The sequence below is a fragment of the Streptomyces katrae genome, assembly GCF_002028425.1.
Taxonomy (GTDB): Bacteria; Actinomycetota; Actinomycetes; order Streptomycetales; family Streptomycetaceae; genus Streptomyces; species Streptomyces katrae_A.
In genome coordinates, this window is sequence record NZ_CP020042.1 from 5962543 (window position 1) to 5987604 (window position 25062).

Annotated in this window: 19 protein-coding genes; 7 read left to right on the plus strand and 12 right to left on the minus strand. The window is 71.9% G+C overall.

What is annotated here, in order from left to right; translation table 11 throughout:
* Positions 1–231 precede the first annotated feature (231 nt).
* Positions 232–2148: a 1-deoxy-D-xylulose-5-phosphate synthase gene (gene dxs / locus B4U46_RS27110; RefSeq protein ID WP_079430270.1), complete on the plus strand. Its 1917-nt coding sequence runs from the start codon at positions 232–234 to the stop codon at positions 2146–2148.
* 104 nt (positions 2149–2252) lie between these two features.
* Positions 2253–3752, plus strand: coding sequence for an amino acid permease (locus tag B4U46_RS27115; RefSeq protein ID WP_079430271.1), 1500 nt, complete (start codon positions 2253–2255; stop codon positions 3750–3752).
* A gap of 22 nt (positions 3753–3774) precedes the next feature.
* Here the strand turns inward: B4U46_RS27115 and B4U46_RS27120 are convergent, their stop codons facing one another.
* Positions 3775–4926 carry an LCP family protein gene (locus tag B4U46_RS27120; RefSeq protein ID WP_079430272.1) on the minus strand — a complete coding sequence of 384 codons (1152 nt, stop codon included), beginning with the start codon at positions 4924–4926 and terminating at the stop codon, positions 3775–3777.
* 148 nt (positions 4927–5074) lie between these two features.
* Between B4U46_RS27120 and B4U46_RS27125 the strand changes: the two genes are divergently transcribed.
* Positions 5075–6196, plus strand: coding sequence for a hypothetical protein (locus tag B4U46_RS27125; RefSeq protein ID WP_079430273.1), 1122 nt, complete (start codon positions 5075–5077; stop codon positions 6194–6196).
* Here B4U46_RS27125 and B4U46_RS27130 read toward each other — a convergent pair.
* From B4U46_RS27130 to B4U46_RS27145, 4 genes are all read right to left on the minus strand, one after another.
* Complete coding sequence (locus tag B4U46_RS27130; RefSeq protein WP_107438322.1) at positions 6170–7234, minus strand: hypothetical protein; 1065 nt, start codon at positions 7232–7234, stop codon at positions 6170–6172. The two genes, B4U46_RS27125 and B4U46_RS27130, sit on opposite strands and share 27 nt — an antisense overlap.
* Positions 7231–8151, minus strand: coding sequence for an N-acetylneuraminate synthase family protein (locus B4U46_RS27135; protein WP_398898818.1), 921 nt, complete (start codon positions 8149–8151; stop codon positions 7231–7233). Before B4U46_RS27135 ends, B4U46_RS27130 begins: the two co-directional genes overlap by 4 nt.
* Before the next feature lie 3 nt (positions 8152–8154).
* On the minus strand, positions 8155–8907 hold the full coding sequence (locus B4U46_RS27140) for a cytidylyltransferase domain-containing protein (protein ID WP_079430274.1): 753 nt from the start codon (positions 8905–8907) through the stop codon (positions 8155–8157).
* Between the two features lie 61 nt (positions 8908–8968).
* Entirely contained in the window at positions 8969–10246 is a 1278-nt protein-coding gene (locus tag B4U46_RS27145; protein ID WP_237293138.1) for a DUF6716 putative glycosyltransferase, read from the minus strand.
* A 246-nt stretch (positions 10247–10492) separates the two neighbouring features.
* Between B4U46_RS27145 and B4U46_RS27150 the strand changes: the two genes are divergently transcribed.
* Positions 10493–11470, plus strand: coding sequence for a glycosyltransferase family 2 protein (locus tag B4U46_RS27150; RefSeq protein WP_079430276.1), 978 nt, complete (start codon positions 10493–10495; stop codon positions 11468–11470).
* Complete coding sequence (locus tag B4U46_RS27155) at positions 11467–13218, plus strand: polysialyltransferase family glycosyltransferase (RefSeq protein ID WP_185117159.1); 1752 nt, start codon at positions 11467–11469, stop codon at positions 13216–13218. The genes B4U46_RS27150 and B4U46_RS27155 overlap by 4 nt, the downstream gene beginning before the upstream one ends.
* A gap of 69 nt (positions 13219–13287) precedes the next feature.
* Here the strand turns inward: B4U46_RS27155 and B4U46_RS27160 are convergent, their stop codons facing one another.
* Both B4U46_RS27160 and B4U46_RS27165 read right to left on the minus strand, forming a co-directional pair.
* Positions 13288–15426 (minus strand): 3-hydroxyacyl-CoA dehydrogenase NAD-binding domain-containing protein, encoded by a 2139-nt coding sequence (locus B4U46_RS27160; RefSeq protein WP_079430277.1) that lies wholly within the window; start codon positions 15424–15426, stop codon positions 13288–13290.
* Positions 15423–16649, minus strand: a complete 1227-nt coding sequence (locus B4U46_RS27165) for a thiolase family protein (RefSeq protein WP_045946025.1) — start codon at positions 16647–16649, stop codon at positions 15423–15425. The genes B4U46_RS27160 and B4U46_RS27165 overlap by 4 nt, the downstream gene beginning before the upstream one ends.
* 328 nt (positions 16650–16977) lie before the next feature.
* On the opposite strand from B4U46_RS27165, the gene B4U46_RS27170 reads away from it, so the two are divergent.
* On the plus strand, positions 16978–18156 hold the full coding sequence (locus B4U46_RS27170; RefSeq protein ID WP_107438323.1) for an alpha/beta fold hydrolase: 1179 nt from the start codon (positions 16978–16980) through the stop codon (positions 18154–18156).
* 57 nt (positions 18157–18213) lie between these two features.
* Here the strand turns inward: B4U46_RS27170 and B4U46_RS27175 are convergent, their stop codons facing one another.
* From B4U46_RS27175 to B4U46_RS27185, 3 genes are all read right to left on the minus strand, one after another.
* Positions 18214–19497, minus strand: a complete 1284-nt coding sequence (locus B4U46_RS27175) for an HRDC domain-containing protein (RefSeq protein WP_079430278.1) — start codon at positions 19495–19497, stop codon at positions 18214–18216.
* 124 nt (positions 19498–19621) lie between these two features.
* Complete coding sequence (locus B4U46_RS27180) at positions 19622–20284, minus strand: helix-turn-helix transcriptional regulator (protein ID WP_007267191.1); 663 nt, start codon at positions 20282–20284, stop codon at positions 19622–19624.
* Between the two features lie 294 nt (positions 20285–20578).
* A complete protein-coding gene (locus tag B4U46_RS27185; RefSeq protein WP_079430279.1) occupies positions 20579–21235 on the minus strand; it encodes a DUF3000 domain-containing protein in 657 nt (218 codons plus the stop codon).
* 91 nt (positions 21236–21326) lie between these two features.
* Here B4U46_RS27185 and hemE point away from each other — a divergent pair, with 91 nt between their 5' ends.
* Positions 21327–22391 (plus strand): uroporphyrinogen decarboxylase, encoded by a 1065-nt coding sequence (gene hemE, locus B4U46_RS27190; RefSeq protein WP_079430280.1) that lies wholly within the window; start codon positions 21327–21329, stop codon positions 22389–22391.
* A 191-nt stretch (positions 22392–22582) separates the two neighbouring features.
* On the opposite strand, the gene B4U46_RS27195 is transcribed toward hemE, so the two are convergent.
* Positions 22583–23965, minus strand: a complete 1383-nt coding sequence (locus B4U46_RS27195) for an FAD-dependent oxidoreductase (protein WP_079430281.1) — start codon at positions 23963–23965, stop codon at positions 22583–22585.
* Between the two features lie 70 nt (positions 23966–24035).
* Positions 24036–25022 carry a DUF4349 domain-containing protein gene (locus B4U46_RS27200; protein ID WP_079430282.1) on the minus strand — a complete coding sequence of 329 codons (987 nt, stop codon included), beginning with the start codon at positions 25020–25022 and terminating at the stop codon, positions 24036–24038.
* Positions 25023–25062 lie beyond the last annotated feature (40 nt).

The window sequence follows — 25062 nt, forward strand, 5'->3', positions numbered from 1 at the left end:
GGACGGTAAGACCCGTCACAGTGCCCGGTGCCACTCCGTGTGGCACCGGGCACCTGTGCGTACACATGTGCGCAGGGATGTGCGGTCATACGTCCGTTTGGGAGGTGTGATCGCCCGGCCGGGTGTACAGGTATGACAAAGGGCGTGCCCCTCCCGGTACCGCCCGATGATTCCGCGCGCGAGCGGAACATTAGACTCGACAGACCAGCCAGCAACTGCAAGGAGGCACGGGTGCTGCTGACCCGCATCACGGGACCGCGCGATCTGGACCGGCTCAGCCAGGAGGAGCTGACCCAGCTCGCCGCCGAGATCAGGTCCTTCCTGGTCGATGCCGTCTCCAAGACCGGCGGGCACCTCGGCCCCAACCTCGGCGTGGTCGAACTGACGATCGCCCTGCACCGGGTCTTCGAATCGCCGAAGGACAAGGTCCTCTTCGACACCGGGCACCAGGCCTACGTCCACAAGCTGCTCACCGGCCGCCAGGACTTCGCCGGCCTGCGCTCCAAGGGCGGCCTCTCCGGCTACCCTTCGCGCGCCGAGTCCGACCACGACGTGATCGAGAACTCGCACGCCTCGACCGTCCTCGGCTGGGCCGACGGCCTCGCCAAGGCCAACGAGGTGCTCGGCCGCGAGGACCACCACGTCGCCGCCGTCATCGGCGACGGCGCCCTCACCGGCGGTATGGCCTGGGAGGCGCTGAACAACATCGCCGCCGCCAAGGACCGCCCGCTGGTCATCGTCGTCAACGACAACGAGCGCTCCTACGGCCCCACCATCGGCGGCCTCGCGAACCACCTCGCCACCCTGCGCACCACGGACGGCTACGAGCGCTTCCTGGCCCGCGGCAAGGAGATCCTGGAGCGCACCCCCGTCGTCGGCAAGCCGCTCTTCGAGACCCTGCACGGCGCCAAGAAGGGCCTCAAGGACTTCATCGCCCCGCAGGGCATGTTCGAGGACCTCGGCCTGAAGTACATCGGCCCCATCGACGGCCACGACATCGAGGCCCTGGAGTCCGCCCTCCAGCGCGCCAAGCGCTTCAGCGGCCCGGTCATCGTGCACTGCCTCACCCAGAAGGGCCGCGGCTACACCCCTGCCCTGGAGCATGAGGCGGACCGCTTCCACGCGGTCGGCGTGATCCACCCGGACACCGGCCTGCCGGTCAAGACCGCCGCCGCCAGCTGGACCTCCGTCTTCGCCGACGAGATGGTCAAGCTCGGTCACGAGCGCCCGGACATCGTCGGCATCACCGCCGCGATGCTCCACCCGGTCGGTCTCAACAAGTTCGCCGAAGTCTTCCCGGACCGGGTCTACGACGTCGGCATCGCCGAGCAGCACGCGGCCACCTCGGCCGCCGGCCTGGCCACCGGCGGCGTCCACCCGGTGTTCGCGGTCTACGCGACCTTCCTCAACCGCGCCTTCGACCAGGTCCTCATGGACGTCGCCCTGCACAAGTGCGGGGTCACCTTCGTCCTGGACCGCGCGGGCGTCACCGGCGACGACGGCGCCTCCCACAACGGCATGTGGGACATGTCCATCCTCCAGGTCGTCCCCGGCCTGCGCCTGTCCGCCCCCCGCGACGCCGAGCAGCTGCGCGCGCAGCTCCGCGAGGCCGTCGCCGTCAAGGACGCCCCGACCGTCGTGCGCTACTCCAAGGGCGTCGTCGGCCCGGCCGTCCCGGCCGTCGGGAAGGTCGGCGGCATGGACGTGCTGCGCCTGCCCGCCCCCGAGGTCACCCACCCGGACGTACTGATCGTCTCGGTCGGCGCGCTCGCCCCGATGTGCCTGGAGATCGCCGACCTGCTCGACAAGCAGGGCATCTCCTCGACCGTCGTCGACCCCCGCTGGGTCAAGCCGGTGGACGAGGCCATGGCCCCGCTCGCCGACCGCCACCGGGTCGTCGTCACCGTCGAGGACAACGGCCGCACCGGCGGTGTCGGCGCAGCCGTCTCGCAGGCCCTGCGGGACGCGGGCGTGGACGTACCGCTGCGCGACTTCGGCATCCCGCAGCGCTTCCTCGACCACGCGCTGCGCAAGGAGATCATGGCCGAGATCGGCCTGACCGCCCCGGACATCGCCCGCCAGGTCACCGGCCTGGTCGCCAAGCTGGACGGCCGTTTCGAGAGCGAGCCGGCCGCCACCGTCGACTAGCCGAAACGGCGGCCGGATCGCGCGGTTGCACCACACGGGCCGGGAGATCACCCTTGAAGGGTGGGCCTCCCGGCCCGTTCGCGTACTTCTTGGGAGGTGCGTCGGTGAGCTCGGACCTCAACAGCCCGTTCCGCACGAAGACGGTGGAACAGTCCATACGTGACACGGAGGAGCCGGAGCACGCGCTCCGCAAATCGCTCTCCGCCTGGGACCTGACCGTCTTCGGTGTCGGTGTCATCATCGGTACCGGCATCTTCGTCCTCACGGGCATCGCAGCCCGCAACAACGCCGGCCCCGCCACAGCCCTCTCCTTCGTGGTGTCGGGCGTCGTCTGTGCCCTCGCGGCCCTGTGCTACGCCGAGTTCGCGTCCACCGTGCCGGTGGCGGGCTCGGCGTACACCTTCGCGTACGCCTCCATCGGGGAACTGCCCGCCTGGATCATCGGCTGGGACCTGGTCCTCGAATTCGCCCTCGGCACCGCCGTCGTGGCCGTCGGCTGGTCCGGGTACGTGCGCCACCTCATGCACACGAACCTCGGCTGGGACATGCCCGTCGCGCTGACCTCGCGCGACGACGGCGGCAGCTTCGACCTCCTGGCGTTCCTGCTGGTCCTGGTGCTGACCGCGATCCTGGTCGTCGGCACGAAGCTGTCGGCCCGGATCACCGCGATCGTCGTCGCGATCAAGGTGACCGTCGTGCTCCTGGTCATCGTCGCCGGCGCCTTCTTCATCAAGGCCGACAACTACTCCCCGTTCATCCCGCCGGCCGAAGCGCAGAAAGCCGGCAGCGGCTGGGCGACCGCACCCCTGGTGCAGCTGATGTTCGGCTACCAGCCCACCAACTTCGGCGTCATGGGCATCTTCACCGCCGCCTCCCTCGTCTTCTTCGCCTTCATCGGCTTCGACGTGGTGGCCACGGCGGCGGAGGAGACCAAGAACCCGCAACGGGACATGCCCCGCGGCATCCTGGGCTCGCTGCTCATCTGCACCCTGCTCTACGTCGCCGTCACCGTGGTCGTCACCGGCATGCAGTACTACAAGGACATGTCGCCGGAGGCCCCGCTCGCCGAGGCCTTCAGAGCCGTGGACCAGCCCTTCTTCTCCGGCGCCATCAGCCTCGGGGCAGCCGTCGGCCTGGTCACGGTGTGCATGATCCTGCTGCTGGGCCAGACCCGGGTGTTCTTCGCGATGAGCCGTGACGGACTGCTGCCGCGGGTCTTCTCCGTGACCCACCCGAAGTTCCGCACCCCCTACCGGGCCACCGTGCTGCTCGGTGTGGTCATCGCCGTCGTCGCGGGGTTCACCCCGCTGGAGAAGCTGGCGGAACTGGTCAACATCGGCACGCTGTTCGCCTTCGTCATCGTGGCCCTCGGCGTGATCATCCTCCGCAAGACCCGCCCCGACCTGCACCGTTCGTTCCGCACCCCGTGGGTGCCGCTGATCCCGATCGTCTCGATGGCGGCCTCGCTGTGGCTGATGCTCAACCTGCCGGCCGAGACCTGGGTCCGCTTCGGGATCTGGATGGTGGTCGGTCTCGTCGTCTACTTCCTGTACGGGATCCGCAAGAGCCGTCTGGCGCAGCTGGGCCAGGAGGCGAAGTTCTAGGGACCTGAACGGATCACACGGCTCAGGCCGACGGGGACGGCTCGGGCGCCGGGGACTTGGACCTGGCGCCCTTGCCGCCGCCCTTGGCGGGGGAGTCCTTCGCCGAGGCGGGCACCTTCTGGTCGGTGCGCAGGGCCTCCCACAGCTGGGAGGCCTGTTCCTGTGCGATGACCACCCGGTTCGGGTCCACCTTGTCGTAGGCCACCGGCAGCATGATGGTCTCCATCGTGGACGGGTCCACGCCCTTCATGCTCTGCGCGAAGTCGGCCAGCGCGCTGAGCGAGGCCAGGTCGGAGTCGGTGGTCAGGGACTTGGTGCCGGCGTCGGCGAGCTTGTAGAGCCGGGCCGGGTTGCCGAGGGCGTCCTGCTTCTTGATCTCGGAGAGCATGGCGAGCATGAACTGCTGCTGGAGGCCTATGCGTCCGAGGTCGCTGCCGTCGCCGTAGCCGTAGCGGGTGCGGACGAACTTCAGGGAGTCCGTGCCGTTCAGCCGGTGCGTGCCCGCGTCGAGCTTCAGGCCGCCCTTCGCGCCCGTCATCGGCTGGTCGAGGGTGACGGTGACCCCGCCGAGGGCGTCCACCAGCCCCTTGAACCCGGCGAAGTCCACCTCCACGAAGTGGTCCACGCGGATCCCCGACAGCTGCTCGACCGTCTTGACCACACAGGCCGGACCGGCCACCGAGTAGACGGAGTTGAACATGACCCGGTTCGCCCCGGGGACGGTCTTGCCGTCCTGGTCCTTGCATTCGGGCCGGGTGATCAGGGTGTCGCGGGGGATGCTGACCGCGGTGGCCCGGGACCGGCCCTCGGGTATGTGGACCAGCATCGCCGTGTCGGAGCGGGCCCCGCTGACGTTGCCGTGGTCGAGCTCGCCGTTGGCCCCGGCGCGGGAGTCGGAGCCCAGCACCAGGATGTTCTGGGCCTTCTCCACCACCTTCGGCGGGCGGTTGTCCGTACCGATCGCCCGGTCCAGGTCCACGCTGTCGATGTTTCCCTCGAGGTGGCTGTAGACCCACCAGCCGGCCCCGGCCGAGCCGAGGACGAGGACGGCCGCCGTCCAGGCCAGGCCCCGGCGGATCCGGCTCGCGCGCGACCGGCCCGGCTTCGGCTCCGACCCCGCCCCGGGCTCCGGCTCGGGCGTGGTCGTGGCGGTGGCGGTGGCGTCTGAAGTCATGCCCGGGGACCGGTCCTTCCGAACGGGTGGCGGGGGAACGCGGCGGGGCGCGCGCGGGCTCCAACATAGACGCAGGACCCCGCCGGAAGACCCCCGGGGTATCCTGATTCTGTTCGAATCGTGAAGGGGAAGGGTTGCTTGCGGTCCCATGGCGACGCGATCCAGACGCAGTCCGAACAAATCCCCCCAGCGCCCCGCGGCACCGGCTCCGGCTCGTAACGGGAACCCCGCGGCCCTGGGCCCGCTGACCGGACGCTGGGTCCTCGCCGGCAAGGACGGCCGGCTCACCGCGTACGCCCGGACCGGCGGCGGCCTCCTGCGCTGGACCGAAGAGACCCCGGGCGGCCCCGGCTGGAGCGGCCCCGACTTCTTCCCCGCCGACGGCCTGACCGACCTGTCGGTGGGCCAGGGCCCCGACGGGTACGCCCACTTCACGGCCCGGCGCCGCGCCCGGGACGGCGACACCGAGACCCTCACGTACCACCACGCCGTCCAGTACCAGAGCGGCCGCCCGATCGGCCCCTGGGAATCCCTCGGCACCCTCTACCAGAACGTCGAGATGTCCCTGCGCGGCGGCCCGCCGGCCATCACGGTGGACGCCCAGGGCGCGGCCCACGTCTTCGTCCGCAACAACGGGCGGGGCATCCACATGAAACGCCAGGACAAGAAGGGCACCTGGGGCCGCTGGGAGGACCTGAAGGGCAGCATGACCTTCGAGGGGGGCTGCGCCTCCTCCACCGCCGACGGCCGCACCGCCTTCGCCGCCCCCGGCGAGAAGGGGCTCACCTTCTGGGCGCAGTCCGCACCCGGCGGCCCCCTGAAGATGGGCGAGGTGGTCCCCTACCTCGCCCGGGACGGTTCGCTCGCCACCCTGGAGACGGCCCCGGGCCGGCTCACCCGCTTCTGGCACGCGGCCGACGGCAGCGGGGTGTTCGCCCACCGCGAGGGCGCAGGGGTGATGGCCCTGGGCGGCGGTCCGGGACTCGGGGCGGTGGCCGCCGTCCGCGCGCTGGTCGACGGGTACGACTGCACGGTGCTGGCCCACCGCGCCCTGGACGGCCGTACCGCACTCGCCGCGTACCCGACGGAGAACGAGGCGGCCGGGCTCTGGTGGACCGGGATCGGCGAGGAGTGCCCGGACTCCCCGGCCCTCGCCGTCGACGCCCGCGGCCTGGTCGTCATCGCCTCGATCAGCGCCGGCGGCGAACTGCTCGTCAACCGGCAGAAGGACAGTTCCGGCCTCTCACTGGGCCGCTGGCAGCGCTTCTGACCGCTCGCCCGTGCGCCGTCGGCCCTGCGGCGGGATGCTGGCCAGGCCGTGGCGGGCGATGGCCAGGCTGGAGATGCGCCGCAGGAAGTCCACCGAGCGGGCCGCCGTGTCCGGGGTGATCCAGGCGTCGTCGATCTCGCACAGCTCCACCCGCACCGGTGCACCGCGCAGCACGATCGGCAGGGTGTAGGCGATGGTGGACGCGAAGGTCAGCAGGGACAGCCCGATGGGCTCGGTCAGCGCGGTCAGCTCCAGCGGCAGCTCGGGGTGGACGATCTCCATGCCGGTCAGTCCGGCGATCCGCTGGAGCTTGTCCGCGCTCTCCCGGCGGTGCGCCAGGTAGCGGCCGGCCGCCCGGGTGCGGGCGATCCAGCCGACCGCCTCGATGTAGCGGTCCTCGTCGATGACCCCGGTCTCCACCAGCGAGCTGCCCGCCAGGTCCGCGCCGGGCCGGGGGCGGGCCGGGCCGAAGGTGGCCCGGCTCCAGGCGTACTCGTTGGGCCGCAGCTCGGCGCCCGGCGGCGCCGTCACCGGCATGCAGGTGAAGAACACGGCCCGCTCCAGCTCCGGACGGGCCAGCCACCGGTTCACCGGGCCGCCCTTGGCGGACTTGGCGTCCCCCTGGTGCCAGCGGGTCAGCTGCTGCCCGCTCGTCAGCAGCGCCACCAGCTCGGTGGTGGCGGTGCCGTCGTCGACGACGACCACCTCGCGGGCCCGGGAGCGCGGCAGCAGCAGCTGGATGGTGCGGGAGAACAGGTCCCCGATCACCAGGCGCCGGGCCGCCGCCACCGCCCGGCCGAGCCGGACCAGCTCGCCGGCCCGCCCCAGGTATCCCGCGCGGACCTCGTAGCGCCGCCAGACCACCTTGGCCTGGGAGGCGTACCGGCACAGCCGGCGGACCTGCGCGCGCGAGCGCGGGTCCACCGGCTGGAGCACGGCGATGGTGAGGGAGGCTGCCTCGCCCGGGTGGGCATGGGCCCACTCCAGGACATTCAGTAGTTGAGCCGGGCTCTCCACCAGGGCGAGGGTTTCGCTCATGCCGAGGCCGTCAGGCCCTCGGCGGGGAGGGTGCCCTGGACGCGGCGGAGCTTCTTCATGGGGGCGAGCTCGGAGTCGTAGACCTTCTTGACGCCGTCGCCGAGGGCGGTCTCGATGGTCCGGATGTCGCGCACGAGGCGGGCGAGGCCGCCGGGCTCGACGGAGGCGGCCTGGTCGGAGCCCCACATCGCGCGGTCGAGGGTGATGTGCCGCTCGACGGCGCAGGCGCCCATGGCGACGGCCGCCACGGTGGTCTGCAGGCCCGTCTCGTGCCCCGAGTAGCCGATCGGCACGTTCGGGTAGGCCGCCTCCAGGCTGTTGATCACCCGCAGGTTCAGCTCCTCGGCCCTGGCCGGGTAGGTGGAGGTGGCGTGCAGCAGGATGATGTTCTCGCTGCCGAGCACCTCCACGGCGTGCCGGATCTGCTGCGGGGTCGACATGCCGGTGGAGAGGATGACCGTCTTGCCCGTGGCGCGCAGGGCCAGCAGCAGCTCGTCGTCGGTCAGCGAGGCGGAGGCCACCTTGTGCGCGGGCACGTCGAACTTCTCCAGGAAGGTGACGGCCTCGGTGTCCCAGGGGGAGGCGAACCAGTCGATGCCGCGCTCGGCGCAGTGCTCGTCGATGGCCCGGTACTCGTCCTCGCCGAACTCGACGCGGTGGCGGTAGTCGATGTACGTCATCCGGCCCCAGGGCGTGTCCCGCTCGATGTCCCACTGGTCGCGCGGGGTGCATATCTCGGGGGTGCGCTTCTGGAACTTCACCGCGTCACAGCCCGCGTCGGCGGCGGCGTCGACGAGCGCGAGGGCGTTGGCCAGCTCACCGTTGTGGTTGATCCCGATCTCGCCGATCACATAGGTGGGCCGGCCGGCGCCGACCTCCCGCTTTCCGATCCGGCGGATCCGGTTGCTGTGCACCACTGTTCAGAGTTCCTTTCCGGGGTACTGCTGGGGTTGCGGCGACGGGGTCGCCGAAGTCTGCGGGGGGTCCAGGAGCGGGGCCAGGGCCCGGGCCCGGTCGAGGTCGCCGGGTTCGTCGAGCTCGATGGCCCGCTCGGGGGCCGTGGGGACCAGCTGGGTGCGGCCGAAGAAGCGGTGGCCGCTGCGGCGGAAGCCCTCGGCGCGCATCGCGTAGACGGCGCCCGACTCCAGGTATTCGGGCGTACGGTCCTGGCGGCGCAGCCGGACCGCGCTGTCGTGGTTGACGCCCCGCGCCTGGTGGCCGGGCCCGTGGCCGGGCTCGGCGGTCCACAGGAAGCCGTGGAAGGGCACGGCGGTGAAGGCGGAGTCGGCGCCGTCGCGGACGATCGCCAGGACGGCCTCGTCCACCTCCTCGGAGGTGATGAAGGGGCTGGTGCACTGGACGAAGACCAGCACGTCCACGGCTTCGGAGTGACGTTCCTCCAGCCGGTCCAGCGCGTGCAGCAGCGCCGATTCGCTGGACGCCCGGTCCGAGCCCAGCTCGGCCGGCCGCTCCACCACCTCGGCGCCGGCGGCGCGGGCGGCGAGGGCGATCGCCGCGTCGTCGGTGGACACGGCGACCCGGGTCACGTGGGCGGCGCCCAGGCAGGCCCGCACCGCGCGGACCACCAGCGGCACCCCGCCGACCTCGGCCACGTTCTTGCCGGGGATGCCCTTGGAGCCGCCCCGGGCGGGTATGACGGCGGTGACGTTCACAGGGCTCTTCTCCTGGGAGGGAACGGGGACGGGGAGGGGGACGGGGAAGGGGAAGGGGCGTTCACACGCCGCCCCACTGCTGGATCTTGGGGGCCACGCGCTGGACCCCGAACTGGTAGGCGACCTTGAGCACGCGCCGCGAGGTGCGCTTCATCGGGCCCCGGGAGCGGGCCGCGGCTGCGCCGGGGCCGGGGGAGCCGTCGGGATTCAGGCCTCGGCGGCGCAGCAGGGTACCGACGTATTCGGGTGCGCTCTCGGCCGTGTAGTACGGGGTGATCGGGGGGAGCCGGCTGCCCCGCAATTCGAGGATCCGGTCGCGGAGTTCCCCGAAAGGATCGGTGGCACGGATTCCCTGGTCGATCATCCACGATTCGTGCGCGATCGGGGCCGCGCCCTCGTCTATCGCGGTCCAGTCGGTGACGCAGCCGGAGCCGGTGAAGTAGTGGTTCCCGTGGATCTCCCGGACTCCGAGATCGCTCAGGATGGCGGTCGGCATTCCCCGGTGCATCGATTCGAGGGCGGCCGTGGAACTGACGGTCACCAGGAGATCGGTGCGGTCGAGGGTCTGCGACATGTTGCCGTACACGAAATGCAGATTGGGCGGCAGCGGCTCGTCCAGCTGTTCCGCGAGGACCTGGTAGTGGAACGCCTCCACATGCGTGGTCGCCTCACCCGGTTTGCTGCGGAGTTTCACCAGCACGTCGCGCCCCGGACGCAGCCGGGCGTGGGAAATCGCACGGCGCAGCATGTACAGGCGGCCGTTCCGGTCGGCGGGTACCGAGGGCTGGACGGCGAAGCACACCGTATAAGGGTGTTCGGCGAAAGTCCGGGCCGGGTCGTAAAGGCGCTCGTCGAGAAAGGGGAGCGCCGTCTGGACGATGCTGGACGCGGGAATTCCGAGGGGTGCGTACACCTCGGTGAAGCGGCGCCGGTCGAAAGGACTGTTGGCGAGGACGATATCGGCGCCGGCCCGCAGCAGGAGGCCGTCGGCCATCTTCTCGTAGACGACGCCGACGTAGCCGGTCATCAGGACCGGCCGCCGCGGGGCCCCGGCGAAGCGGCGGGCCAGCGCGTGCAGGGCCGCGTGGGTGGCGCCGCCGACGGTGCCCAGGATGATCACGTCCGCCGTGTCGAGCGCGGGGGCCGCCGCGAACTCGGCGAGCGTGGCTTCGGTGATGGAGGAGGGGGTGATGCCGACCTCCGCCAGCTGACGCGCCGTCGGCGTGCTCCGGCCGCGCAGCATGTGGGCGTGGACCTCGCTGCCCGGCGCCAGGCCCACCGCCAGCCCCGCACCCCATTTCCAGCGGGTGTCGGAGTCTGCGAGCACGTGGATGCGCACTGGTGGATTCCCGGTCGGTCGGCGAAGCCCAACTGCTGTCGGCAGGCCCGCAGCTGGACGCGGGCTCGGGCGGGATGGCCGCGCGGCCCGTTAGACCTTACATCCTCACCTGAGTCTTATGTGTCACGAATGGGCCTCGACCGCCGGGGGAGTTGTACGTCACACACCGGGCACCGTTCGGGCTCTCCCGCGGGCTCTGACATGATGGATCGGTGTCGGTGAATGGGGAGAAGGTGAGTGCCGACGATGGTGACGCTTTCGGTAATCGTCGCGATGTGTGACGTCCGCGACTTCTGCCGGACCACGCTGAAGTCCTTGGCGCTGAATGCCCGGGAGGACTTCGAGTTCATCGTCGTGGACGACGCGTCCGTTGACGGGACATCAGAGATCCTGCGTGAGATGGTACCCGGTATTCCCGGAGCCGTACTCATCCGCAACGAGCGGAACATGGGAATATCGGCGACCCGGAACATCGGCCTCGCCGCGGCCCGCGGACGCTTTTTCACCTTCCTCGACGGGGACGACTGGTACGCCCCCGGATATCTCGCGCAACTGGTCGGCTGGATGAGCCAGTCGGGCGTGGATTTCCTGCGCACCGGCCATGTCCGCGTCTACGGGAAAAAGCGCAAGATCGTCATGCCTCCGCTGGCCCCGCGGGCCCTTCCCCTCAACCCGCTGGACTACATGGGGCCGGTGGACGCCTCCACCTTCATCGACTACCCCTCGGTCTGGGCCGGCATCTACGACCGCGAACGCCTGCGCGAGGCCGGTGCGCTGTTCTTCGAGGAGAGCCTGCGGACCGCCGAGGACCGCCACTGGTTCTACCAGCTGCACCTGCGGATGCGCTCCTTCGGAGTGGTCGACCTCCACGGCGTCTTCTACCGCCGCGACGTGTCCACTTCGCTCACCAGGATCCCGGACGAACGCCAGCTCGACTTCCTTCCCGCCTTCCGGCTCGTTTTCGACGAGCTCGCCCGCCATCCGCGCGGATATGAACTCTCGTTCAAGGCCATGCGAACTCTGTGCGCGCTCGTCGTCATTCACATGGACCGCGCCCAGGACTACGAGGAAGTCACCCGCGGCCTGCTGTGGGAACGCAGCGCGCGCACCCTCTTCGACCTTCCCCAGGACATCCTGGAGGGGACCCTGGCAGGAATGGACTCCGCACGCGTGAACAAGCTCAGAGCACTGATGTCCCAGTACCAGGGTGCCGCCGCCCGATGACCCGGATATTCGCCGCCTCCACCCTCTACGGCGCCATGACGGTGGCCGCCGCCATCGACGCCGGCCAGCTCGGCCAGGACGACCGCGAGCGCATCCTGCTCGTCTGCAACAACGTCGACATCCCCGAGGTCGCCACCCCGCTCCACCGGATGCCCGGCGCCGCCGCCGTCCTCGCGCGCTTCCACCGCGTCGTCTACTGGAACGACCTCATCTACCCCTTCCACCCGTCGCTGTGGGGCCCCCGCGACGAGGACGCCCCCCTCTGGCGCACCGTGATGGGGGAGAAGATGGGCATCCGGCCCGGCCCCCTGGAACTCGTCGTCGAGTCCATCCAGGTCAAACCGGCCCAGACCCTCTGCAAGATCTTCTCCGACGCCACCCTCGCCGTGTACGCCGACGGCGTCATGAGCTACGGGCCCACCCGCAACGACCTGCCCCGCCCCATCCACGGCCGGATCGAACAGGTCCTCTACCTCGACCTGGTCCCCACCCTGCTGCCCATGCTCCTCACCGAGTACGGGATCCCCTCACAGCCCGTACGGACCGGTGCCGTCCTCGACCTGATGGCGGAGCTCACCGAGGAGTGCCGCCCCCTCCTCGACCGGGTGATCCCGCCCGGGCTGGCCGGGCTCGGCCCGCAGACCGCCCTCCTGCTGGGCCAGTACCTCTCCCCCCTCGGCATCCTCACCGAGGAGGAAGAGGAGGACCTGCACCGGCGCATGTTCGAGCACGCCGTACGCCTGGGCCACACCGCGGTCGTCTTCAAACCGCACCCCAGCGCCCCCTCCAGCCTCTCCGACACCCTCGCCGCGGCCGCCCGCGAGGCCGGCGTCCCCTTCCTCGTCCTGGACGTCCCCGTCCTCGCCGAGACGGTCTTCGCCTACCTGCGCCCCCGCCAGGTGATCGGCTGCTTCTCCACCGGCCTGTTCACCGCCCGCGCGCTGTACGGGATCCCCGTCGCCCAGATCGGCGCCCTGGAGGTCATCCGGCGCATGCGGCCCTACGCCAACAGCAACCGCATCCCCGCCACCCTCACCCACGCCCTGGTCCCCGACCTGGAAGCCGGCCCCGAGGCACCGGCCGCCGCCCCCGCCGACCGGATCCTGGACGCCGAGCACATCCGCACCGAGGTCACCCCCTACGTCCAGGCCGTCGGCTACTGCATGCAGCCCAAGCGGTACGCCTTCCTGCGCCCGGTGGCCGAGGAGTACGTCGCGGCGGCCGTAGACCAGTGGGAGACGCGCCCCGAGCTGTCCATGCACTTCAACGAGCGCACCCGTACCCGCCTCGAACTGCCCGGTCCGCGCACCTGGAAGTGGCGGCGCGGCCTGGGCTGGACCCTGCGCGGCGCCGGGGAGCGCACCGAGCCGGACGAGCTGCCCGTCACCGACATCACGCTCAGCGGGTTCGCCTCGCTGGTCGAGGCCAAGGACGACCAGGGCATCCTGGAGGTCGGTGCCCGGCTGCTCGCCGAGCACGAGAACCTGGACCTGCTCATCGGGATGGCCCAGGCCCACATCCGCCGCAAGGAGACCGACCAGGCCAGGCGTCGCATCGAGCGGGCCGCCCAGATCTCCGCGGACAGCGGCCGCGCCCTGGTCTGGCTGCGGATCGCCGAGACAGCGGCGAAGCTCGGCAAGCACGGCGACGACCTGCGCCGCGACGCCGCCCGGCGGGCCCTGACCATCAACCCGGCCTCGCCGGCCGCCCAGCGCCTGGTCAAGAGCGGCCGGCTCGGCCGCAGGTGAACCCGGGACCAAAGGGGAGGGCCCCGTCCGCACCAGGTGCGGACGGGGCCCTCCTCTGTGCCCTGCGCCTTACGCCGGAACGCTGGCGACGCCCGGGGCGAGGAACTTCTTGCCGTTCACCCGCTCCGAGACGCCCTCACGGTCCAGGTACGGGGTGATGCCGCCCAGGTGGAAGGGCCAGCCCGCACCGGTGATGAGGCAGAGGTCGATGTCCTGGGCCTCGGCCACGACACCTTCCTCCAGCATCAGGCCGATCTCCTGCGCCACCGCGTCCAGGACGCGGTCGCGGACCTGCTCCTCCGTCAGGACGGAGTCGCCCTGCACCAGGAGGGCGGCGACCTCGGGGTCCAGCTCCGGCTTGAAGCCGTTCTCCGCGGAGTAGACGTAGAAGCCGCGCTTGCCCGCCTCGACGACCCGCTTGAGGTTCGGGGAGACGGTGAAGCGCTCCGGGAAGGAACGGTTCAGCGTCTCGGAGACGTGCAGGCCGATCGCCGGACCGACGAGCTCCAGCAGCACCAGCGGCGACATCGGCAGGCCGAGCGGCTCGATGGCCTTCTCGGCGGTGGCCACCGGGGTGCCCTCGTCGATGACGTTCTGGATCTCGCCCATGAAGCGGGTCAGGATGCGGTTCACGACGAACGCCGGGGCGTCCTTCGTGAGCACGGCCGTCTTCTTCAGCTTCTTGGCGACGCCGAAGGCCGTGGCCAGCGAGGCGTCGTCGGTCTTCTCGCCGCGGACGATCTCCAGCAGCGGGAGGACCGCGACCGGGTTGAAGAAGTGGAAGCCGACCACGCGCTCCGGGTGCTGGAGCTTGGAGGCCATCTCCGACACCGACAGCGAGGAGGTGTTGGTGGCGAGGATCGCGTGCGCCGGGGCGACCGCCTCGACCTCCGCGAACACCTTCTGCTTGACGGACATCTCCTCGAACACGGCCTCGATGATGAAGTCCGCGTCCGCGAAGCCCTCGGCCTTGTCCAGGACACCGGTCACCAGGGCGGTCAGGCGGTTGGCCTTGTCCTGGTTGATGCGGCCCTTGCCGAGCAGCTTCTGGATCTCGGCGTGCACGTAGCCCACGCCCTTGTCCACGCGCTCCTGGTCGATGTCGGTGAGGACCACCGGCACCTCCAGGCGGCGCAGGAACAGCAGCGCCAGCTGCGAGGCCATCAGGCCCGCGCCGACGACGCCGACCTTGCTGACCGGACGGGCCAGGGACTTGTCCGGGGCACCGGCCGGGCGCTTGCCGCGCTTCTGGACCAGGTTGAAGGCGTAGATGCCCGAGCGCAGCTCGCCGCCCATGATGAGGTCGGCCAGGGCCTTGTCCTCGGCGTCGAAGCCGGCCTGGAGGTCGCCGTCCTTGGCCGCGGCGATGATGTCCAGCGCGCGGTAGGCGGCCGGAGCGGCGCCGTGCACCTTGGAGTCCGCGATGGCGCGGCCCTTGGCGACGGCCGCGTCCCAGGCCTCGCCGCGCTCGACCTCGGCGCGTACGACCTCGGTCTCGCCCTTCAGGACCTTCGCGGTCCAGATCAGGGACTGCTCCAGGAAGTCGGCGCCCTCGAAGATCGCGTCGGCGATGCCGAGCTCGAAGACCTGCTTGCCCTTCAGCTGACGGTTCTGGTTGAGCGAGTTCTCGATGATGACCGAGACCGCGCGCTCCGCGCCGATCAGGTTCGGGAGGATGGCGCAGCCGCCCCAGCCCGGAACCAGGCCGAGGAAGACCTCGGGCAGCGAGAAGGCCGGGATGGCCTTCGAGACGGTGCGGTACGAGCAGTGCAGGCCGACCTCGACACCGCCGCCCATCGCCGCGCCGTTGTAGTACGCGAAGGTGGGGACGGCCAGCGCCGAGAGGCGCTTGAAGACGTCGTGGCCGCCCTTGCCGATGGCGAGGGCCTCGTCGTGCTTCTTCAGCAGCTCGACGCCCTTGAGGTCGGCGCCGACGGCGAAGATGAACGGCTTGCCGGTGATGCCCGCGCCGACGATGGTGCCGGCGGTGGCCTCCTGCTCGACCTGGTCGATGGCCGCGTTCAGGTTGGCCAGGGACTGCGGGCCGAAGGTGGTCGGCTTGGTGTGGTCGAAGCCGTTGTCCAGCGTGACGAGCGCGAAGCGCCCGGCGCCGAACGGCAGGTCCAGGTGGCGGACGTGCGCGGACGTGACGACCTCGTCCGGGAACAGCTCGGCGGCGCCCTTCAGGAGCTCGGCGGTGGTGCTCACTTGGAGTCTCCCTCGGCGTCGAAGTTCGGGTTCTCCCAGATGACCGTGGCGCCCATGCCGAAGCCGACGCACATGGTGGTCAGGCCGTAGCGGACGTGCGGCTGCTCCTCGAACTGGCGGGCCAGCTGCGTCATCAGGCGGACGCCGGAGGAGGCCAGCGGGTGGCCGAAGGCGATCGCGCCGCCGTACTGGTTCACGCGGGCGTCGTCGTCGGCGATGCCGTAGTGCTCCAGGAACGCGAGGACCTGGACGGCGAAGGCCTCGTTGATCTCGAACAGGCCGATGTCCTCGATGGACAGGCCCGCCTGGGCGAGGGCCTTCTCGGTGGCCGGGATCGGGCCGTAGCCCATGACCTCCGGCTCCACGCCCGCGAAGGCGTAGGAGACGAGGCGCATCTTGACCGGGAGGTTGTTCTCGCGGGCGAAGTCCTCGGACGCGATGATCGCGGCGGTGGCACCGTCGTTGAGACCGGCGGCGTTGCCCGCGGTGACCCGGCCGTGCGTACGGAACGGGGTCTTCAGGTTCGCCAGGTTCTCCAGCGTGGTGCCCGGGCGCATCGGCTCGTCGGAGGTGACCAGGCCCCAGCCCGTCTCACCGACCTCCGCGTTGGTGTTGCGCACCGAGATCGGGACCAGGTCCTGCTGGATCTTGCCGTCGGCGTACGCCTTGGCGGCCTTCTCCTGCGAGCGCACGGCGTACTCGTCGGCGCGGAGCTTGGTGATCGTCGGGTACCGGTCGTGCAGGTTCTCGGCGGTCATGCCCATGAAGAGGGCGGACTCGTCGACCAGCTTCTCGGAGACGAAGCGCGGGTTCGGGTCGACGCCCTCGCCCATGGGGTGGCGGCCCATGTGCTCGACACCGCCGGCGAGGGCGACGTCGTACGCACCGAAGGCCACACCGCCCGCGACGGCGGTCACGGCGGTCAGCGCGCCGGCGCACATGCGGTCGATGGAGTAGCCCGGGACGGACTGCGGCAGACCCGCGAGGATGCCGGCCGTGCGGCCCAGCGTGAGGCCCTGGTCGCCGATCTGCGTGGTCGCGGCGATGGCGACCTCGTCGATCTTCTTGGGGTCCAGGTCCGGGTTGCGGCGCAGCAGCTCCCGGATCGCCTTCACGACGAGGTCGTCGGCGCGGGTCTCGTGGTAGATGCCCTTCGGGCCCGCCTTGCCGAACGGGGTGCGGACGCCGTCGACGAAGACGACGTCCCTGACGGTACGAGGCACGTTGGCTCTCCTCCAGGTGCGGGTGTGCACTGCTGCGCGGCGGGGCCCCATCTGAACTGAGCGCCCGCTCACCCGGCCCATGCTACTTGCGGGTAACTCATGTGCACACCCCCTCCCCGAACAGCGGCGAAGGTCACACCGGGGGCCAGTCCGCGTGCGCCCCCTCGCGCCCTGCCGTGCGCCCGGCCGATCGCGGCGCCCGTGGTTACCCGATCGGGTCGCACACCGGCGCCGGTGGCCGCGTCGACGGAGCCGGGCCCACGCCCGTCCGGATCCTGGCCCGGTCCCGGGCATCCGGCCCGGACCCCCGGCGGAAACGGAGCACCACATGGCGGCACCCGTCCTCACGGACTACCACGTGGACCACACCTCGACCAACCCGGCGAACGCCGGCGCCCCCGTCAAGCTCTTCGTGCGCAGGCGCAACGGCACACCCACGGGCCAACCGAGCAGGCCCGTGCTGATGCTGCACGGCAGGAGCGTCCCCGCCCTGGCCGGCTTCGACCTGCCGTACAAGAAGTACAGCTGGGCCGAGGAGCTGGCGAAGGCGAAGTTCGATGTCTTCGTGATGGAACTCCAGGGCTCCGGGCTGTCGACCCGCCCGATGATGGACGACCCGAAGAACGTCAGCCCCGCACCCGCGCAGCGGCAGCTCCTCGTGCCCCACCCCGATGCGAGCGTGTACCTGGGCCCGGTGGACTACGCCGCCCAGCTCAACAACTCCCAGAGCGACTGGGACGAGGTCGACAAGGTGGTCGACTTCATCCTCGGCCAGACGGGCGCCGCCGAAGTGGACCTCATCGGCTGGTCGGCCGCCGCCCAGCAGCTCGGGCCCTACGCCATCCAGCACCCCGCCAAGGTGCGCAGCCTCTTCCTGCTGGCGCCGATCTTTCCGCCGCAGGGCAGGGCGAGCAAGCCCGGAACCGACTTCGGAGCGCCGGTGCCGCTGCCCGTCTCCACTCCGCCGGCGGCCTTCGGCTACCCGATGACCGTCGGCACGAAGGCCGGCCTCGACCTGGCGTGGGGCAAGGACCTGAAGTGCCCTGACCAGCGTGAGCCCGGCATCGTCGACGAGGTGTGGAAGGCGATCATGGCCGCCGACCCGGTCGGTGCCACCTGGGGAGGCCCTGCAGGGCCCCCTCAGGGGCTCAACCGCATCCGGAACTCGTACTGGTGGGGCTGGAATGCCACCACCGTGCCGCTGCACGGGGTCCTCGGCGGATCGGTTCCCGTGTGCATCGTGTACGGGGAGAACGACACGATCGTGAACACCTCGTCCGACCTGGGCCTGCTGTACTTCTCGGTCCCCGAGCTCTACCGGCGGATCCCCGGGCCGGACAAGCTGATGTTCCGGATCGCCTGCGCGGGGCACCAGGCCCCCTGGGAGCGCGTGGCGAACGACCTCCACACCATGTCGGAGCACTGGCTCAAGCTCGGCAAGGTCGAGGGCGCGACCACCGGCAGCTACTACAGGGACGAGGACGGGGCCCTCACTCCCCTGGAGTGAGGGCCCCGTCGGCGGCACGCGCCGGTCAGCCGGTCAGCCGGTCAGCCGGTCAGCCGGTCAGCCGGTCTTCGCGGCGAGGGCCGCCACCAGGGCCGGGGTGACCTGCTCGACCTGCCACGGGCGGGCGCCGTAGCCCGCCAGGGCCTCGGCCACCGAGCCCGCGTCGGCGTGCCGGGGCGGCTCCCAGCACAGGCGGCGGACGGTGTCCGGGGTGATCAGGTTCTCCTGGGGCAGGTTCAGCCCCTCGGCCAGCTCCGACACGGCCGCACGGGCCGCGGAGAGCCGGGCCGCGGCCGCCGGGTCCTTGTCCGCCCAGGAACGCGGCGGCGGCGGGCCCGAGGGGGCCGCGCCGGGCTGCGGCAGCTCGCTCTCGGGCAGGGCCTTCGCCCGGTCCACGGCGGCCATCCACTGGTCCAGCTGGCGCCGGCCCATCCGCTGCCCGTAGCCGGGCAGGGCCGACAGCGCCTGCACGTTCGCCGGGACGGCCAGGGCCGCCTCCACGATCGCCGCGTCGCCCAGCACCTTGCCCGGGGACACGTCACGGCGCTGCGCGATCCGGTCGCGGGCCTCCCACAGCTCCCGCACCACCGCCATCTGGCGGCGGCGGCGCACCTTGTGCATGCCGGAGGTGCGGCGCCACGGGTCCTTGCGCGGCGGGGCGGGCGGGGCGGAGGCGATGGCGTCGAACTCCTGGCGGGCCCACTCCAGCTTGCCCTGCCGGTCCAGCTCCTTCTCCAGCGCGTCCCGCAGGTCCACCAGCAGCTCCACGTCCAGCGCGGCGTAGCGCAGCCAGGGCTCGGGCAGCGGGCGGGTGGACCAGTCGACGGCGGAGTGCCCCTTCTCCAGCTGGTAGCCGAGGACGCCCTCGACCATCGCCCCGAGCCCGACCCGGGGGAAGCCGGCCAGCCGGCCCGCCAGCTCGGTGTCGAACAGGGTGGTGGGGGCCATGCCTATTTCCCGCAGGCAGGGCAGGTCCTGGGTGGCGGCGTGCAGGATCCATTCCGTGCCGGACAGGGCCTCGCCCAGGGCGGAGAGGTCCGGGCAGCCGACCGGGTCGATCAGCGCGGAGCCCGCGCCCTCGCGGCGCAGCTGCACCAGGTAGGCGCGCTGGCCGTAGCGGTACCCGGAGGCGCGCTCGGCGTCGACGGCGACGGGGCCGGTGCCCGCCGCGAAGGCGGCCACGACCCGGGCGAGCGCCCCGGCGTCGGCCACGACGGGCGGGATGCCCTCGCGGGGCTCCAGCAAAGGAATCGGCAGCCCATCGGACGAAACCTCTTCGTCCGGGGGGCCGCCCCCGGTGGTGGTGCGCAGGTGTGCTGCGGTCTCTTGGGCGTCGGTCACCGGTCAAGGGTATCCGTGTATGTGACGCGCCCGTCGCCGGAACGTTCCGTCGACGGGCGCGATGGGGGAGGCAGGGGCCCCTGCCGGGGTTGCCCGGCGGCCGGCCCGGTGGCTCAGGGCGGGGTCAGTGGATGATCCCCGTCCGCAGCGCGACGGCGACCATCCCGGCCCGGTCGCCGGTGCCGAGCTTGCGGGCGATCCGGGCGAGGTGGGACTTGACGGTCAGGGCGGACAGGCCCATCGAGACGCCGATGGCCTTGTTGGACTGCCCCTCCGCGACGAGGCGCAGGACCTCGACCTCGCGGCCGGACAGCTCGCGGTAGCCGCCCGGGTGGCTCGGGGCACCCGGGGGGCGGCGGTGCATACGGGCGGCGGCCGCACCGATGGGGGCGGCGCCGGGCCGGGTGGGGAGTCCGATGTTGGTACGGGTGCCGGTGACCACGTAGCCCTTCACACCGCCCGCGAGGGCGTTGCGCACGGCTCCGATGTCATCGGCGGCGGACAGGGCCAGGCCGTTCGGCCAGCCGGCGGCGCGGGTCTCGGAGAGCAGGGTGAGACCGGAACCGTCGGGCAGGTGGACGTCGGCCACGCAGATGTCGCGCGGGCTGCCGACGCGGGGGCGGGCCTCCGCGATGGACGACGCCTCGATCACGTCGCGGACTCCGAGGGCCCACAGATGGCGGGTCACGGTGGAACGGACGCGCGGGTCGGCCACGACGACCATGGCCGTCGGCTTGTTCGGGCGGTAGGCGACCAGGCTTGCGGGCTGCTCGAGAAGAACGGACACCTAGGCCTCCTGGGGGAGTGGCGGGACGGGCCGGCTCGGGGAAGGAAGCCGGTGCGCACCGTGCGGATGGTCACTGACTCCTTCGGCACGTCACCCGCCCGGCTTTAGGAAATGATCACGATTTGGTGAGTAACAATTCGGGCAATTCGGACGCACGATCGATCAAGGGATGATCAGAAGCCCGCCATGACCGCACGGCTTTGACGCTCCGTCACGCACCCGAGCGATCGCCCCCGCGCCGCCGGACCCCCTCCGGCCGCCCGCCCCCTCCGGACGGCCCCTGCGGGCCGCCCGCTACGGGTGGTGCGGACCGCGCCGCTGTGGCAGGGACACCACGCCCGGCGCCCCCTCCGCCGGACCCAGCGGAGGCAGCCCCGCGATCTGGCACAGCAGCTCGCACCAGGACGCCAGGTGCGCGGAGGTGTCCGGCACCCCGCCGACCCCCTCCCGGGGGGTCCACGAGGCCCTGATCTCGATCTGCGTCGCCGGCCGCCGCTCCCCGAGCCCGCCGAAGTAGTGCGAGCTCGCCATGGTCACGGTCCCGCTGGGCTCCCCGTACGCCAGCCCGCGCGCCTCCAGCGCCCCGGTCAGCCAGGACCAGCACACCTCCGGCAGCAGCGGGTCCGCCGCCATCTCCGGCTCCAGCTCCGCCCGTACCAGCGTCACCAGCCGGAAGGTGCCCTGCCAGGCGTCGTGCCCGGCCGGATCGTGGAGCAGGATCAGCCGGCCGTCGGCCAGGTCCTCCTCCCCGTCCACGACCGCGGCCTCCAGCGCGTACGCGTACGGGGCCAGCCGCTGGGGCGGTTTCGTGGGGTCGATCTCGATGCCGGGCCGCAGCCGGGCCTTGCGCATGCCGTCGACCGCCCGTCGGAACGGGAGCGGGACCGAGCTCTCCTTCGCGCCGTCCATACCGTCAGCGCCATCTGAAAATCGTCCCTGAGCCGCAGCCATGCCGGGAAGACTAGGCGGAACGGGCGCCCGTACGGCGCAGGGACACCCGCGCCGGGCCGGGCACTTCTTCATACGTGCGAAGATTTGGGTCGTGAGCGCCAACGACCGCCCCCAGGGCCAGCCGAGTCAGACGTACGATTCCGCCTTCCTGAAGGCCTGCCGGCGCGAGCCGGTACCGCACACCCCGGTGTGGTTCATGAGGCAGGCCGGCCGCTCACTCCCCGAATACCGCAAGGTCCGCGAGGGCACCGGCATGCTCGAGTCCTGCATGCGCCCCGACCTGGTCACCGAGATCACCATGCAGCCGGTGCGGCGCCACGGCGTGGACGCGGCGATCTTCTTCTCCGACATCGTCGTGCCGCTGAAGGCCATCGGCGTCGACCTCGACATCAAGCCGGGCATCGGCCCGGTCGTCGCCCAGCCCATCCGCCGCCGCGAGGACCTCGCACAGCTGCGCGACCTCACCCCGGAGGACGTCGCGTACGTCACCGAGGCGATCGGCATGCTCACGGGTGAACTCGGCAGCACGCCGTTGATCGGCTTCGCCGGCGCGCCGTTCACCCTCGCGAGCTACCTCGTCGAGGGCGGCCCGTCCAAGAACCACGAGCACACCAAGGCCCTGATGTACGGGGACCCGGAGCTGTGGGCGGCCCTCCTCGACCGCCTCGCGGACATCACCTCCGCCTTCCTGAAGGTCCAGATCGAGGCCGGCGCCTCCGCGGTCCAGCTCTTCGACTCCTGGGTCGGCGCCCTGGCCCCGGCGGACTACCGCCGCTCGGTCATGCCCGCGTCGGCGAAGGTCCTGCGGTCCGTCGCCTCGTACGGGGTCCCGCGCATCCACTTCGGCGTGGGCACGGGCGAACTGCTCGGCCTGATGGGCGAGGCCGGCGCGGACGTCGTGGGCGTCGACTACCGGGTCGCCCTGGACGAGGCCGCCCGCCGGGTCGGCCCCGGCAAGGCGCTCCAGGGCAACCTGGACCCGGCCGTCCTCTTCTCCACCACGGAGGCCGTCGAGGCCAAGACGGACGAGGTCCTGGCCGCCGCGGCGGGCCTGGAGGGCCACGTCTTCAACCTCGGCCACGGAGTCCTCCCGACGACCGACCCCGACGCGCTGACCCGCCTGGTGGACTACGTCCACACGAAGACGCAGCGCTAGCCGTCCGGGGCCGGGTGCGGCTGCCTGCGGCGCTGCTCCCCGCCCCGCCCTTCCTCCGTTCCCCGGGGCTGCGCCCCGGACCCCCGTTTGCGCTCAAACGCCGCGCGGGCTGGAATTTCGCTGCGCGAACTCCAGCCCCGCCGGCGTTCGAGGTCCGGGGGCGGAGCCCCCGCTCCGCGCAGCGGCCCCCCTCAGACCCCCGCCGCCCGTACCGCGGAGACCGCCTTGCGGGCGGCGACCAGTACCGGGTCCCACACGGGAGAGAACGGCGGGGCGTAGCCCAGGTCCAGGGACACCACCTGCTCCACCGTCATCCCGGCGGTCAGGGCCACCGCCGCGACGTCCACCCGCTTCGCGGACCCGGCCCCGCCCACGATCTGGACGCCCAGCAGCCGCCCCGTGCGCCGCTCCGCCAGCATCTTCACCGTCATCTCCGCCGCCCCGGGGTAGTACCCCGCCGTGTTCGTCGAGCGGATCGTGGCCGTCACGAAGCGCAGCCCCGCCGCCAGGGCGTCCTTCTCGCGCAGCCCCGTCCGGGCGATCTCCAGGTCGCAGACCTTGCTCACCGCCGTGCCGACCACGCCGGGGAAGGTCGCGTAGCCGCCGCCCACGTTCGTGCCGATGACCTGGCCGTGCTTGTTGGCGTGCGTGCCCAGCGGGATGTGCCGGCCCCGGCCCGCCACCAGGTCCAGGACCTCCACGCAGTCGCCGCCCGCCCAGACGTCCTCGTGGCCCCGGACCCGCATCGACAGGTCCGTCAGCAGGCCCCCCGACTCCCCGAGCGGCAGTCCCGCCTCGCGGGCCAGGGCGGTACGGGGTTCCACACCGATGCCGAGCACCACCACGTCCGCCGGGTACTCCTCGCCCGAGGCCGTGGCGACCGCCCGGGCCCGGCCCTCCTCGTCTTCGAGGACCTTCACCACCTCGGCGCCGGAGACGGTCACGATGCCCATGGCGTTCATCGCGCTGTGCACCAGCCCGCCCATGTCCGGGTCCAGCGTGGCCATCGGCTGCGGGCCCCGGTGCAGGACCGTCACCTCGTACCCCCGGTTGACCAGCGCCTCGGCCATCTCCACGCCGATGTAGCCCGCGCCCACCACGACCGCCCGGCGGCCCCGCGTACGTTCGAGGCCGTCCATCAGGCGCTGGCCGTCGTCCAGGGACTGGACGCCGTACACCCCGTGCGCGCCGATCCCGGGCAGCTTCGGCCGGACGGGGCGGGCGCCGGTCGCCAGGACCAGCTTGTCCCACCCCGTCCACGACTCGGTCCCGCCGTCCAGGTCCCGGGCGCGGACCCGGCGGCCCGGCAGGTCCAGCTCCAGCACCTCGGTACGGGTGCGCAGGTCGATGTCCCGGGCGCGGTGCTCCTCGGGGGTGCGGGCGATCAGCTCGTCGCGTCCGGCGACCTGCCCGCCCACCCAGTACGGGATCCCGCACGCCGAGTACGAGGTGAAGTGCCCCCGCTCGAAGGCGACGATCTCCAGTTCCCCGGGGCCCCTGAGCCGCCGGGCCTGGGACGCGGCGGACATCCCCGCCGCGTCACCGCCGATCACCACCAGTCGTTCCGCCGCCATCGCCCTGCCCGCCCTCCGCGCCGTGCGCCGTCGCCTTCGTTACGGGGACACGCTACGGGCGGACGGCCCGTCAGTCCTCGCCGTCGCGCCCGTCGGCCGCCGGGTCCGGGACCGGGGCCGCGGCCTGACGGGGCACCAGGGTCCGCCGCAGGCCCGTCTTCGGCTTCGCCGGACGCAGCCTGCGGTAGAGGCGGAACCCGAAGGCCAGCAGGGCGGCCGCGAGGGCGAAGGGCAGCACCGCCGCGAGCGCGAGCCCGAGGTACCCGACGAGGCGCGCGAACACCTTCCAGCCTCCGGCCAGGGCATCGCCCATGCCGGGCTCCCGCTCCTTCTTCTCCTTCTCCACCGGGGCCGGATCGGGCTGCGAGACCGACACCGTGAGCGTGCCCATCGAGGTCTGGTCCTTCAGCGCGTTCTGCTGGGCCAGCAGGGACTCCAGGTCCGACTGGCGCCGGCTCAGCTCGCTCTCCAGCATGACCACGTCACTGAGGGCGGAGGCCTTCTCCATCATCTCCCGCACCCGCGCCACGCTGGCCTGCTGCGACTTCACCCGGCTGTCGACGTCGGCGACCTTCTCGGTGACGTCCTGCGCCTCCACCTTCCGGTTCAGCAGCTTCCCGCTGCCCTCCAGGGAGGCGATCACCGCGTCGAAGCGGTCCCCGGGCACCCGCAGGGTCAGGGTGGAGGTGATCCGCCCGTCGTCGCCGCGGTCGGTGGTCTCGGCGCCCACGTAACCGCCCGCGCCCTCGGCGGCCGTCCGGGCCGCCGCGATGACCTTCTGCGGTTCGGCCGTCTCGATGCCCAGCTTCCCCGTACGGATGACGTTCGGCCGGACGGGAGCCTGCGGCTGCCCCTTGGCGTCCGGGGCCGCCGGGGCGGCGGCCGCCCCGGCCCCCGGCTTGCCCTGCGCGCCCTCGCGGGGGGCCGCCGCGGCCGCCCGGTCTCCGGAGGAGGCCGTCCCCCCGCCGGCGCTGCAGCCGGTGAGCACGAGGCCCCCGGCCAGGGACAGGCCGGCCAGGGCCGCCGCCGCGCGGTGCTGTCTGCTGAGCGTGTGCATCGTCAAGTACCCCCGGGGGTTCGGCAGATGTCACCGCTTC

What these genes read in the sequence shown, in the direction of transcription:
- B4U46_RS27120 (WP_079430272.1), bottom strand. Translation starts at nt 4,926, where the DNA reads ATGACTTCAGACGCCACCGCCACCGCCACGACCACGCCCGAGCCGGAG.
- B4U46_RS27185 (WP_079430279.1), bottom strand. Translation starts at nt 21,235, where the DNA reads ATGGCTGCGGCTCAGGGACGATTTTCAGATGGCGCTGACGGTATGGAC.
- B4U46_RS27200 (WP_079430282.1), bottom strand. Translation starts at nt 25,022, where the DNA reads ATGCACACGCTCAGCAGACAGCACCGCGCGGCGGCGGCCCTGGCCGGC.
- B4U46_RS27125 (WP_079430273.1), top strand. Translation starts at nt 5,075, where the DNA reads ATGGCGACGCGATCCAGACGCAGTCCGAACAAATCCCCCCAGCGCCCC.
- B4U46_RS27195 (WP_079430281.1), bottom strand. Translation starts at nt 23,965, where the DNA reads ATGGCGGCGGAACGACTGGTGGTGATCGGCGGTGACGCGGCGGGGATG.
- B4U46_RS27155 (WP_185117159.1), top strand. Translation starts at nt 11,467, where the DNA reads ATGACCCGGATATTCGCCGCCTCCACCCTCTACGGCGCCATGACGGTG.
- B4U46_RS27170 (WP_107438323.1), top strand. Translation starts at nt 16,978, where the DNA reads ATGGCGGCACCCGTCCTCACGGACTACCACGTGGACCACACCTCGACC.
- B4U46_RS27130 (WP_107438322.1), bottom strand. Translation starts at nt 7,234, where the DNA reads ATGAGCGAAACCCTCGCCCTGGTGGAGAGCCCGGCTCAACTACTGAAT.
- B4U46_RS27150 (WP_079430276.1), top strand. Translation starts at nt 10,493, where the DNA reads ATGGTGACGCTTTCGGTAATCGTCGCGATGTGTGACGTCCGCGACTTC.